The organism is Shewanella sp. MBTL60-007, assembly GCF_019654915.1.
Classification (GTDB): Bacteria; Pseudomonadota; Gammaproteobacteria; order Enterobacterales; family Shewanellaceae; genus Shewanella.
Map to the genome: position 1 here is coordinate 1 of NZ_BPET01000052.1, position 13,148 is coordinate 13,148.

A 13,148-nucleotide genomic window follows, 5' to 3' on the forward strand; every position below is an offset into this window, starting at 1 on the left:
TTTTTATCATCAAGTATGTCTTTAAATTCTGATGTGTTCAAGTTTAATGTTTTTAGTTTTATTGGTCTTGTTTTAATGCTTGTCTCTATTGTGTTGATTATTTTGTAATTCAATATTTGCAGTTTGGTGAATATCATTAAGTTAGGCGTTTTTTAGGTTGAACTAAAATTTTATCTAATCTTAGATGTTTGATTCCAGATTGGTAGCGTTGTTACTTAATGTTGATTAAGTATGCGCGAAAGATAAGATTCGGTAATTGTTTAGAATGGCGTAGCAAAAAGTTAAAATTGGAAAAAGAAATTTTAACCGATGGGGTGTGATGCTCAAAACAGCAAAGCATTGTATTGGTTAAAAGCAAGGGCGCGACAACTTTAGCGGGAAACCGTGCCCTTAGTCAGTCGCTTAAGGTCTAGTAACTCTCATCGAGCCGCTAAGCACTTAGGCAAACATAACGTTAAGCAGTTTAAATTAAGGAAGATATTATGCAGCAAAAATTAGAGCAAAAAACAAAATTAGAAGAGTTGACGGTTGCCGAATTACAGGCTGTTAATGGAGGTGGCAGTTGGCTTGGTTACTTGAGCCGTATTAATGATCATCAAATGGGGCTTCAGTACGGGTATCAAACAGGTGGAAGCTCTTGGTTCCCAACCTGTGACAGAATACTGTAAGTTTATATAATTGACAGGAGGTAAGGTGTGGTTATCTTTACCTCTTGTTAACAGTGTGAAAGTAAGGATTAAGATGAGCTTCAAAAAAATATGGATGATTGTTTTTTTTGTGTTTATTTTTTTTATTATTAATACCATTGTTATTATAGCCTTTGACTTGCCTAGATACTTTGAACGAATTGATTTATTTGTTAAGTTACTTCCAGTCAGTTCACTATTGCTATTGTTTTTTCTAGTTAAGTTTTTTAAAAGTGTAACTTTACCTGTAGTTTTGTTTGTTTGTTTATTTGTCTGCTGGTTTTCAATTATTAAAAATAAAATGCCAGTGATATTTGGTTATTATTTGGGGGAGGTTATAAGCCAATCAATGACTCCTACGTTAGAGGTAGGGGATGTTGTTATGTATAAAACTACGGGGATTAACATTGAACGAGGTGATATTGTTACAGCTTTAAATGTTGTTAATCAGAATGGGAATGGAGTTATAAACGTCAATAAAAGAGTAGCTGGGCTGCCTGACGATAGTATCTTTGTATGTGATTTTGATGTGTATATAAATGGTAAGTCATTTTACGAAGAGCATAGAAGTCAGTCAGACTGCATTCATATTGAGAATATAGAATTAAAGGGCGATGAGTACTATCTTTTAGGCGAAAATAAGTTTGATAGTTATGATTCACGCTTTTTTGGCTTGGTAGATAGGAGTAGCATCACGGCTGTTGCAATCTATAAGGTGTCTAAGAATTCTCGTGTGATTTATTTCTAGCATCCTTAGAGTTCATTTAACGAGTAAAACAATCAAGTTGTGTTTGATAAAAGTAGTGAGTTTTTAGCTCATGCAAATATAAAGGATAAAAGAGCTTTAAACGATGGAGTATTGGGGGCGAAAATAGCTAAATACTGTATCGGTTAAAAGCAAGGATGCGGTAACTTTAGCGGGAAACTGTGTCTTTGGTCAGCCGTTTAATGTTTAATTAGTCTCATCGAGTTATTAATCACTTAGGCAAACATAAAGTTAAACAGTCTAATTTAAGGAAGATATTATGCAAAGAACTAACAATGAAGGAAGTTGAAAAAGTTAATGGTGTGGTTGGGCGTTTCTAGGTGGAGTTTCTGGTGGGATTATCGGAAATTACATTTACGATTCAATTGGTGGCTCAGAAGGTATTAACTCAGCATTTAGAGCTTGGGCTACCTGGAGTACTAATTCCGCTAGACCATACCAGCACTGGCGTTAACCGTTAATCTTTGAACAGGAGCTAAGCTAAAGTTTAGCTCTTATGTTCTTAAACTTAATAAATAGGGGGCTTAATGAATTCTACTTTGTCAGTTTTTTTAGGGGCTTTTTTTGGCTCTTTTATTTATGAGTTGATGGTTGAGGGAGGGGAGATTGATATTTACAGAGTATTCTTTTTGAGTTTTTTTGTTACATTATTTTATAATTTTTTCAGAAAAACAGCTGGTTAGATATTAACTTTTGGGGTTTTCATTGAGCCACTTCAGTACTTAGGCAAACATAACGTTAAGTCGCCAAATTACAGAATATTAAACGAGGGTTAACTGAGAATACGTTTCAATTGCTGCCTAAGAATAGATGTGTCTATGCTTTTCGATAGGCTTATATCTATTCAGTGAATAACAGTAGAGCTGGTATTGGAACCTTTTAGTTGATTTAAACAGGATTTAAAGACCACTTTGAGGCTCCACTATTTGACTCAATATGGGTATCACTCCATCAGCTTAAGCTGACTCTTTCCGTACTCAGTGGCGAACGGTATCGCCTCTTTTGGGCTGAGGGTGAATTCGTTTTCGCAGCCGCTGCCGTTCGGTGTCTCCCATAGCTCGATGCCTTTTGGGCTGAGTGTTAGGTAAAAATAGCCTGAGCCGTCTGAGTTGTCACAGTCCTCATACACTTCCATATCGGAAAATAGCTTTTCGCGCAGAGCATCTGGCAGTTGGTGACGCATTTGGTCAAGAGGGGCGTCGCTTCTAAACCATTGCCATGGGGTGAATGCTTGGCCATCGTTTAGGTTAAAACTGGTATAGGTGCGGCTTATGCCGCCAGCGCCATAACCTGCTGCCCAGCGGTAAAATCGTACGCTAAGCCAATGTTGGTTAATAAAATCGATTTCAGCTCCGGTTTCGTCTGCGATTGGCTGGCCGACTCGCGCTAGCATTCTGCGGCGGGTTTCAATAGTTTCGGCAAATTGTTCTTTGCTAGTCAGCTTTTGCTTGAGCCACTGGTTAATAGCAGGTATGCCTGCTTGCTCACCTTTAAGCTCGAGGCCGAGTTCTGCGCCATATGTCAGTTGGCGGTAGCTTAGTGGGCTGGTGTGAGTTTTGTTGGTGCTGGCTTGCTCAGCGTCAGTATTGTCAAACTGCTGCCACTTTCCATGGCGGAGTTTAGGCGCGGTTTCTAACGGCAGGTTGTAGGCATCGCTGCTGCAATCATTGATGCCATCAGGGCTGATTTGGCGTTCAAGCTTAATGGTTAACGATTTAGCTGACTGATTTTGAGTTGGCTCAGTCTTAAACCAACGGCCAATAAGTTGTTGTTCACTGCTACTGTCAAACTGCCAGAAGCCAGTTTGCTTGTCTTCTTGCCAATGGTTATCGACTTGCTCGAGTCTGATTGGGGTGAGATAGCGCTGATAGTAATAACTGCCAGTGCCGTATTCATTAAAGCAGACGCGGATTTTGCTTTTGCCTAGGGTGCCTTGCCAGATCCCGCTTAGATCATTAGCTGCGAATGCGGGTAAAGCAAAGCTTGAAATCAATGAAATTAAAATACAGGGCAAAATCCGAGTGTACATAGGGTTTGTCTCTGAGAGTGATTGAAAAGGCGTCAACTAGGTTGAGTAATAGGCCTTAATTTTAGGCGACACATTAGCGGGTTATGGCTTAAAAATCAAAGCGTTCTGCTATTAGATAAACTCTTGTTTGCTATTCTTTTTCGGATAGATATTTTTTCGGGGAGCCTTGGTTTTATCTTTGAGCCATGTTGATATTTTTTTGGTGTGCAATCTCGTGGGGACTTTCTATAAATGATGGTGTTTGCACACTCTTATTGAGTTTGATTGTTAACTAGAAAAAAGAAACCGGGCAAGGCCCGGTTTCTTACGTTAAGCCATATGATGGCTAATATTGTGTGATTAGTGCATACGCTTACGGCGTATATACGCTAATGGCAACAGGGTGAGCAATAGTGCGCCAAGCGCACCACCAGATTTTTCTTCCTGCTCTGCCTCAGGGGCTGGAGTTTCTGGCTCGGGCGCAGGCTCGATACCATCCGAGATAACCGTCAGTATAAAGCTGGTGGTTGCCATATCGGTAGGTTGCAAGCTATCACGCACTGTCACGTTAACCACGGTTTCACCGTGGAAGTCGGCATCTGGTATCAAGTTAAACTGATTACCATCAACTTCAGTAGTGATGTTTTCACCTGTCACTTCAATGGTGTTAGGCACTTTGTCTGCATCAATATAAGTTACCTTTATATCGTCTAAACGCTCGTTCTCATTAACACTCATGTTCGCGATTTCGGCTAGGTTAATGTTACCGTTAACAGTGATGCTATGGCTTAGGCTGGTTGGTTCGCCACCCTGTAGATCGTAATCTAAGGTGATATCCAGAGTCTTGCCCGTGGCCTCTGGTGCAACTGCAGCTTTGAACTCAACTTTAACCTCTGTTTGCTCTGGGCCGACATAGTCAAAACATACGACTAAGTCATCTTCCAGTATTTCATCGAGATTGTCGAAGCCCAGTAATTTATAGAGTAAGCCCTCTTTAGGACCAGCATCTCTTGCCCATGCACTGTCAAATCCTTCAATGAATACAGCTCCTTCGCGAACATTCGCACCAAGGTTGTCATAGGCATAGATGATTTCATACATACCTTCATTGTCGTCATAGCCACTGCGCAGGATGGTTTGGAAATCGAAGGTCTCTCCGCTTTGGCTGTCGGTGACGTTATCGAACTCCATAAATACTAAGTCGCCTAGATCTGGTCTTTCTTCTTTGTACTGGTTAGCTATGGTTAAGCCGATAGGGTCTTCCCAGTGACGCTTATAGTCCATGGTGAAAGTGCCACGCCAGAATGGCGCTAACGCTTCCATTAAGAAACCAGGGCCTTTATGCCAGTACATATTCCAATAGCCAGGGTTAAACTGCAGGGCACCGACAGGGTGGATGCGCATAAAGCCGCCATTGAGCTGGTTATACATCTTAAACTCTGCATTTTCTTTGTAGAATAACCAGTCGATAGGGACATCATAGCTAACGCTGCCGTCACCGATTAACCAGTCCGCATTTGGTTGCAGGGAAAACTCACCAAACAGATCGATATAACCTCCCGTGGAAGCCTCATCAATCATAGGAGTCTTACAGGTTGCGTCAGATAAATTGGTTGTAACCTTATACTCACGCTTGATATCGCGACCTTTTAACTGGGTGCCAAGCAGACTTAAATGGTTATCGCTTACCTCAATTGCTGTGGCAATGGCAGCATTGTTGCTGGTTACACTTTCGGTTAATAAGCGCATACCCTCTGGCAGCTGAATATCCACTACATAATCACGCTCTTGGCTTTCTAAGTTAGGCGTAAGGTTTAGGCTAATGTCGATAACATCCATGGCACGGGCACTATCTTGACTTACGCTCCAGTTAACTGCATCGTTACCACGACGAATATTGATAGCACTAAAGCCAAAGCTACCTTCGGCACCTGGGCCTGCACCTAGATCCATGCCTGCATAGAAAACATCGCCTTTCTGTGTGTCAGGGATATCCCATTGCAGTTCGAGATCATAATTCCCAGCCCCATCGTGGCTTGCAGGACCGGTTAAGCTGAGTTGACCTTTATCACTGTCTTCAGTGATAACCGCATAACCTGTTGTGGTAGTTACTAGTCCATAGCCATAAGCCATAGCAGTGGCAACCCAGTAGTTACCTGGTTGTGGGTTTTCGATACTACAATAGTTGTTTTCAGCTTGGCTTGTGGATAAGCAAACTAGCTCTTGGTCATACTCCTGCTTCATTTCGTACGAGTCTAAGCTATCCACAGGCTTAAAGCCTTGATTATCGTTTTTATCTAAGCCGACCATGATGTATGGGAACATCTTATTGTATCTTGGTGCGGCTTCATCAGCGTTGCTGACAAACTCAGTACCTTGAACTTCAACCACTAAACGCTTGGTATTTTCCGGTACATTGATAAGCTCAATTTTCCAACCCTTTTCAATGTAATAATCATCAATGAAAGGTGGCACTGCTTCGAGAATGGCATCATAAGTTTCTGGTACGACAGGACCATAGAATCTAGGGGTTAATTCGCTGTAGCTGTCGGTATTTAAGCTAACAGTTTCAGCCCCTTTATCTCTACTGATGTCAAGGTCGATATGGGTTGGCATTTGCTCAGATAAGCTACCTACAGAAATAGGCAAGCGTACATCCGGTGCATTGTTATTAATTTCAGTAATGTTGAGACGGCCATCAAACAGGGTGTAGTTATTGACTACGTTGTCCCAGGCTTCGTCTGGCCCACCAGGGTTAACCTTGTGCTCAATTAACCCAGGCACCTTAGCGGTAATGATCAGGGTTTGGCTTTCGCCTGTATTAAGGTTAAAGCTGGCTGGTTCGACACTGATCTCTAGATTTGGGTCATAGCTTTCAGGGGTCGCTTGCCACTCACCATTTTTAGTTGCAGTTACTGTACGCATCCAGCGGCAGGTTTGTTCACATTGCATATCAACCATAGCGGGTGTGTTAAGCCAGCTGACTAAGCCGCCATTTGATGGATCGGCTTGGCGGTAGTTTTCAATGGTTTCATCCATTACGAGGCCAGTATCTGCCGCACGTGCAACATTGATGTTACCTGAACCAGCCATAAAGTTGTAAACAGGGTTAACAAAGCCTTCATAGGTTTCAATAAGCACATCGCCCGCGGTCATCATCAGTGCTGATTGCACTTCTGCTGGTGTCCACTGAGGGTTTAACTGACTAAGCAGGGTCATGGCGCCAGTGACATGCGGCGTTGCCATTGAGGTACCGCTCATAAAGGTCCAGTCAGAAGGGGCCGGGTAATTGGTGAAAGGTTGATCGTCCGCGTTTGCGGCATAGATGCTAACACCTGGCGCACTCAAGTTTGGTACTAAGGAATTATTGGTTTTACTTGGTCCCATAGAACTAAACGGTGCAATTTTGCTGCCTTCTTCTGCTATGAGTTGGTAGTCGTTGCTAAAGTCAGAAATCGTCGCCATTGCCGGTACACCAGCGGCTTCACTGGCGTTGATCCAGCCTTGTAAACTCCAGCGGTTTGAATAAGCGACATGAATGCCCGGAATGACAAATGGGTCAGCCGCTATGTTATCTATTTGCCAATCTACATTCTGTAAAATAATGCCACCGGCACCACCTGCTGCAACATTCACTGCTTTATCCGTGCGGGCGATATCACCGCGCTCACATAAAACAATCTGATCAGCCGTGAATGTATCTGCTGGGAAAGGAACATTACATTTTTCAGGGCCATATGCATCATCTAGGTTCGGATCTGGGAAGTTAGCCGCGAGTACAACCTCACCAGTAATGCCACCTGAGTAACTTTTACCTTCGATATCTTGCCAAGGTGTACTCACGCCCTCAAAGCTACCCAGAGTCTTATTGCCTGAGTCGAGTACGCGGTCGTGAGTTGTTGCCCCAACGCTTGTTAACCAAGGTGATGAATGGTCGGCGCTCCAAAATGAACCAGCGTTGCCTGCGGCTGCGGCAACGTTAATACCTGCTTCGCGTGCGGATAAAAATGCTAGCTCAATCGGATCTGTCCATGGTAGCTGCTCAGCACCACCAATAGAGAAGTTAATGCTGTCTACGCCATCGGCAATGGCATCTTCGATGGCCGATAGGATAGCGGATTCAGGACAACCCGCGTAAGGGTCACCACCGCCACCTGGCCAACACACTTGATAAGAGATAATATGAGCTCGTGGCGCGACTCCAGAGGTGGAGTCAAAGTTGAAGGGTAAATCTGTCCCATCACTGGTAGGCCCAAGTCCCGGCGCTTGCAGTGGGGTATCAACTAAGCTGTTACCCGCAGTGGTGCTAGCGGTATGAGAACCGTGGCCATTATAATCCTCACCATTGGCGGGGCGGATCATATTTTCTTGCCATTCGTATTCTTGAAACTCTGGTGCTTTATAGATATCGGTAATTTCTGAGTATGAGCGCACACCGATTAGTTTGTTATTACATAAGCTTGGCTCAGCCTGACAGTCACCAATAAAGTTATTGGCCCCAAGCGGATTACTTTTGGCGTAGTCTTCATCATCAGCAAATGCGATATGATCGGTGTTAATACCGGTATCGATAATGCCGACGATCATACCTTCACCCTTAACACTGACACCTGCCTCAGTTGTGCCATTCCATAGGGCTGGAGTATCTATAAAACTTGGGCCTCTATCCGTGTTTAATTGCATTACACGTTCAAGGCTAATGTGTTTTACCCCAGATTGAGTAGCCATGCGTGCAGCATCAGACTCAGTCATTTCAACAACAATGGCATTGTTTGCAATGGTTAGTTGGCGTGTAATCTCAGCATTGGCACCAGCTTGGCGGGCGCGACTAATGAAGTTCACTTGCTTTTCTTGTAAGAATGATTGGTAAGCTTTTGCATTTTGAGTGTTAATGCTAACTCGACCTTTGGCGATCATAGATCTATTATTTGGCGCCTTAGTGGCTGCAAAGCCCTGAATGTCTCCAGAATAGGTGGCTAGTGGCTCGTTATCTAGCTGAACAATATAGGTCTGTTTTCCAGTAATCCCTGGCGTGGGTTTAAAGATATTTGTCGGGTTAGGGGTGCGAATGCGTTGATTTTTTTGGCCTGGATTGCCGACAAAAATATCGCCTTGTAGTGATGCCTTATATTCTGCATCGATTTTAGCGACATCCTCTGCAGTAAAGGTTGGTATATAAAAGCCAGACTTATCTTTTGTGTGCATTGTAGGATCTGCTATAGCGCTGCTTAGTCCGCCTAAATATAAGGCTGTTAAGCTAGCAACTACCGTTCGCCGTCCTAGCGTATGATTATTCTTCATATTGCTTTGGTTACCTTTTGGTTACAAGTTCGCAACTAAAATATTACAATTGTTTTTTGAAGTGTAGTCATAGTGATATGCTAATTGATTGATGTAATTGACATTAAAGGGGGGAATTAAGGTTTGAGGCTGTTTTTGATAAATTCACAACTTGTTTATGCTTAATTTCTTCTTTAAATCAGTATATTAAGTTGCTTGATGTGTTACAAAGTGTAACAAAAAGGCGCTGCTCGCTTAGTTGACTCTACAGCGTGTATGAACCATGGACATATATGGACGTTCTAGGTTAGTCAAAGTAGTACTTCGCTAACAGTGGTACTTATGCCTTGGTTAGCTGTACTTGTTAGCCACTTATAACGTCTTAACTAAAAAGATTTTTTTTGCTCCGCAGAGAGCACTATATAGACGTTCTTTGGTCAACCTAAGTTGATTGCTAATGAAGTCTGTTCATAATTTTAATGATATTAAAAAGGGACTTTATGATTCGTTTTTTAAAAGGTAACGCTAAGCAGATTGCATTTATAACAGGTGCAATATTTGGCGCTTTTTTAGTTGTAATTGCTTATTTTGCGCTAACTTAGCAGTTGCTATCTATAGCGTCTAGGAAACCATTCCCCTGCCGCATTTCTCATTTCCTAAATTGTATTGCTCCATTAATTGGCAAAAGCTGAACCTAGCTTAAGGAATTTCTTATATTTTGCGCGTAGGATCCTGCGCCTGCTGTTTTTGTTGCTTGCTAACTTGGTTGGCAAGAGCTGAATAAGATTTTAAGAGGATTGCACTTGAGCACTTTGTTTTCACCCGCCCGTATTGGCAACATGACACTAAAAAACCGCTTTGTAAGAAGCGCAACTTGGGAAAATATGGCAACCGAAACAGGCCATATGACTGACAAGTTGTACTCAGTGTATGAAGAACTTGCCAAAGGGGAGGTTGGGCTGATTGTTACTGGCTACGCTAACATTGTTGCTGAAGAAAAGCCTAACGCGGGTATGATGGGTATATATGACGACTCGTTTATCGCCGAGTACCAAAAGCTGACTGAGTTGGTACATGGCTATGATTCGAAAATCGTCATGCAGCTGGCTTATGGTGGCACTAAGACCACTTACAATGTGGGCGAACGCGTGATTTTCGCACCGAGTGCCATCGCCGAGCGTGGTACCCAGACCATGGGTAAGGCAATGACTAAAGCCGAGATCGATTACATTGTTAAGGCGTTTGCCGCGGCGAGTTATCGTGCCCAACAATCAGGCTTTGATGGTGTTGAGATCCATGCCGCGCATACTTATCTTATTAACCAATTCTTAAGCCCATATTATAATCAGCGTGAAGATGAATACGGTGGCAGCCTTGAGAACCGTATGCGCTTTTTGTTGGAGATTTATACTGAGATCCGTAAGTTGGTTGGTGATGATTACCCGATCTTAGTCAAGCTAACAGCCTCTGAGTTTTTCGACGGCGGCTTAACTTTCGACGAGACCCGTAGCATCTGTAAGAAGCTGGAATCGGTTGGCGTTGATGCGATTATTATCTCTGGCAACATTCACGGTAATGCAAATACCCTAGTTGGCGAATCATTTGATGGTTATACCATTCAAAGTGAAGGTTACTTCCGTGAATACGGCGCGGTGATCAGCCAAGAGGTGAAGGTGCCAGTTATTACCGTTGGCGGGCTTGCCGATATTTGCGCTATCGAAGAGCTTGCCGATACCACTAATATCGACTTTTTTGCATTGTCACGGCCATTACTCGCAGAGCCACACTTAGTTAAGCGATGGCTGGACGGCAGTAAGGCTGAAGTGGATTGTGAACGCTGCTCTAAGTGTCGTACTAAGCGCGGTAATTTTTGCGTGGTATATAAAAAGCGTAACGCTGCTTAGGCTTGTTATCGCGACGGTTGGCACGATTGCTATTGTGCCAACATCTACAGTTTTGCTCTCTTTTTATCTTTAGTCATTGCCATCGATACCTCTGGGTTCCCCCCCAAAAACCGCAATGTAAAATTGCTGACATTTAGTGCAAACTCATTTATGGACAAAATGACCCACAAACGCCGCTAGAAAGGCGTTTAGCCTAGTTTTGCTGCATTAATAACCCTTAGGGATTTTTTACCTTTTTACATGTGAGATTTGCATCACAACTTTGATTGATTCGAGAGATAAGTTTGTCGACAGCAAGCCCGGTTAACATTATTTTATCCTAAGTCCATATTAATCGTAATCTGGGCAACTTTCGGGTGTTATTAGCTTTACAAAAAAAACCGTTCACACACAATATTCATACTCTTCTACTTAGTATAAAACCCATCTGTTCTTTTGCGCAGACGGGCTCTTGTGGTGTGTACTTGATTAAATCTGTATTTAGTTGTTGCGGACAAAAAAAATGAAAAAACACTTCGAGCTTATCGATAAGCCGACATTTATCGGCGCGTTAATATTACTGCTTGCAGTCGTTATCCCCCTACTAGTGTTTCCCGCTGAAGGCGCAGAGTGGATTGCAGTAGCTAAAACATTTATGACAGATAAGTTAGGTTTTGCTTATTTAGGTCTGGGTTTAGCGGCGTTCTTCTTCATGATCTATATCGTCTTCTCTGATATTGGTCAGATTAAACTCGGTGATCCTGATGAAAAGCCAGAGTTTGCACTTGCGTCTTGGGCTGCGATGCTGTTCTGTGGTGGTATTGGCGCAAGTATCTTGTATTGGGGCACGATCGAGTGGGCTTACTATTATCAAAACCCACCATTTCAGTTAGAGCCTGGTAGTGAAGAAGCCGTACGCTGGGCGGCGACTTATGGCCTGTTCCACTGGGGGCCTATCGCCTGGTGTATCTATATGATCCCTGCGATCCCAATTGCTTACTTCTTCTATGTTCGTAAGCAACCAGTACTTAAGGTTTCTGCGGCGTTGATGCCAGTTATCGGTGAAGCAAACAGCTTTGGTAAGCTAGGTAAGTTTATCGATATTCTGTTTATCTTCGGTTTATTGGGGGGCGCGGCAACGACCTTAGGTCTAGCGGCTCCGTTGATCAACGAAGGTATCAGTTACCTATTCGATATCCCTACCACCACTGGCAGCCAAATTGGCGTGTTGATGCTATGTACAGCAATCTTTGCCTATTCTGCTTATATGGGCATGGATAAAGGCATTAAGATCTTAAGTAACATCAACTTCTGGGGCGCCTTAGGTTTACTGCTGTTTGTGCTTGTTTGTGGTCCAACGATCTTCATGTTGGAAACAGGTCTAGACTCAATTGGCCGTATGCTATCTAACTTCTTTGTGATGGCGACTTGGGCAGAACCGTTTGGTGGTTTAGGCACGTTTGCCGATACTCACTTTCCACAAGACTGGACGATTTTCTACTGGGCGTGGTGGTTAGTGTTTGCACCTAGCATGGGGCTGTTCGTTGCACGTATCTCTCGTGGTAGAACGATCAAGCAGATGGTGTCTGGTGCGGTATTCTTCGGCTCGCTTGGCTGTTCAATGTACTTCATCATTTTGGGTAACTATGGTCTTTCTCTACAGCTATCTGGTCAGTTAGATGTGGTGAATATCCTTAATACTGAGGGCGCGACTCGTGCTATTTTCGCAACGTTAGAGCAGTTACCTTTTAGCACGCTGATCATCGCACTGTTTACCCTGTTATGTGTGATTTTCACTGCGACGACCTTTGACTCAATCTCTTATATTTTAGCATCGGTTGTACAAACTAACGTGACTGATGATCCTATGCGTTGGAACCGACTATTCTGGGCGTTTGCCTTATCGTTTATGCCGTCGGCATTGATGTTTATGGGTGGTTTAGCCACATTGCAAACTGCGGCGATTGTCGGTGGCTTGCCGCTATTGGTTATTGCTGTGATGCTGATGATCTCTGGTGTTAAAGCGGCGACGTTAGACTTAAGCCATCAAGATGACTATGTGGATCCTGTTATCAATATTTCAGATCTACCTGACGTCGACCCTTGGAGTAAAGAGGGTCAAGCACTGGCACGCTTTGAGCTATTACGTGATAACGCCATCGATGCGGCTAACCTTGAGCGTGAAGCTAACGATGCAATCTGGATGCTTAAAAAGCAATTGCGTAAAGAGGCGTTAGCACGTGGTGAATCAAGCGTTGACTTAGGTGATGCGCCTGATGAGATTCTGGAAAAGCTACAACAGCTAACTGATGAGTCTATGAAAGCTAAAGAAGCTAAGCTTGCGGCGTCTGAATTGGCTCAAGAAGCGCGCGTAGCTTTCGATGCATTGATGCGTAGCAAGGAAGAGGAAGAGGCGTTATTAGCTCATGAAGAGGTTAAGCAGGCTATTCAATCGAGACTGAATACGTCTAGCTAATCGTTTAATGGCTAATGCTTGATAAAGGATTAACTATAAACACAAAAAA

At 43.3% G+C, this 13,148-nt stretch carries 8 protein-coding genes; 6 read left to right on the plus strand and 2 right to left on the minus strand.

All coding sequences use genetic code 11. The features are described 5' to 3' along the window. The first annotated feature begins 482 nt into the window (after window positions 1-482). The 4 genes from K5Q92_RS17975 (at window position 483) to K5Q92_RS17985 (ending at window position 2,135) form a co-directional block, all read left to right on the plus strand. Window positions 483-668, plus strand: coding sequence for a hypothetical protein (locus K5Q92_RS17975; protein WP_220770265.1), 186 nt, complete (start codon window positions 483-485; stop codon window positions 666-668). Window positions 669-693: 25 nt separating this feature from the next. Next, a complete protein-coding gene (gene lepB, locus K5Q92_RS17980) occupies window positions 694-1,434 on the plus strand; it encodes a signal peptidase I (protein WP_220770266.1) in 741 nt (246 codons plus the stop codon). Window positions 1,435-1,784: 350 nt separating this feature from the next. Further along, entirely contained in the window at window positions 1,785-1,913 is a 129-nt protein-coding gene (locus K5Q92_RS24285) for a hypothetical protein (RefSeq protein ID WP_259649620.1), read from the plus strand. Between the two features lie 66 nt (window positions 1,914-1,979). Further along, a complete protein-coding gene (locus K5Q92_RS17985) occupies window positions 1,980-2,135 on the plus strand; it encodes a hypothetical protein (protein WP_220770267.1) in 156 nt (51 codons plus the stop codon). A 260-nt stretch (window positions 2,136-2,395) separates the two neighbouring features. On the opposite strand, the gene K5Q92_RS17990 is transcribed toward K5Q92_RS17985, so the two are convergent. Together K5Q92_RS17990 and K5Q92_RS17995 are read right to left on the minus strand one after the other, a co-directional pair. Continuing rightward, window positions 2,396-3,481, minus strand: a complete 1,086-nt coding sequence (locus K5Q92_RS17990; protein WP_220770268.1) for a hypothetical protein — start codon at window positions 3,479-3,481, stop codon at window positions 2,396-2,398. A gap of 339 nt (window positions 3,482-3,820) precedes the next feature. Continuing rightward, the gene (locus K5Q92_RS17995) at window positions 3,821-8,665 is read right to left on the minus strand and encodes a S8 family serine peptidase (RefSeq protein ID WP_259649621.1); all 4,845 of its coding nucleotides are present in this window, start codon (window positions 8,663-8,665) and stop codon (window positions 3,821-3,823) included. Between the two features lie 878 nt (window positions 8,666-9,543). Here K5Q92_RS17995 and K5Q92_RS18000 point away from each other — a divergent pair. Continuing rightward, window positions 9,544-10,644, plus strand: a complete 1,101-nt coding sequence (locus K5Q92_RS18000) for an NADH:flavin oxidoreductase (protein ID WP_220770270.1) — start codon at window positions 9,544-9,546, stop codon at window positions 10,642-10,644. 502 nt (window positions 10,645-11,146) lie between these two features. Beyond that, a complete protein-coding gene (locus tag K5Q92_RS18005) occupies window positions 11,147-13,099 on the plus strand; it encodes a BCCT family transporter (RefSeq protein ID WP_220770271.1) in 1,953 nt (650 codons plus the stop codon). The last annotated feature ends 49 nt before the right edge of the window (window positions 13,100-13,148 follow it).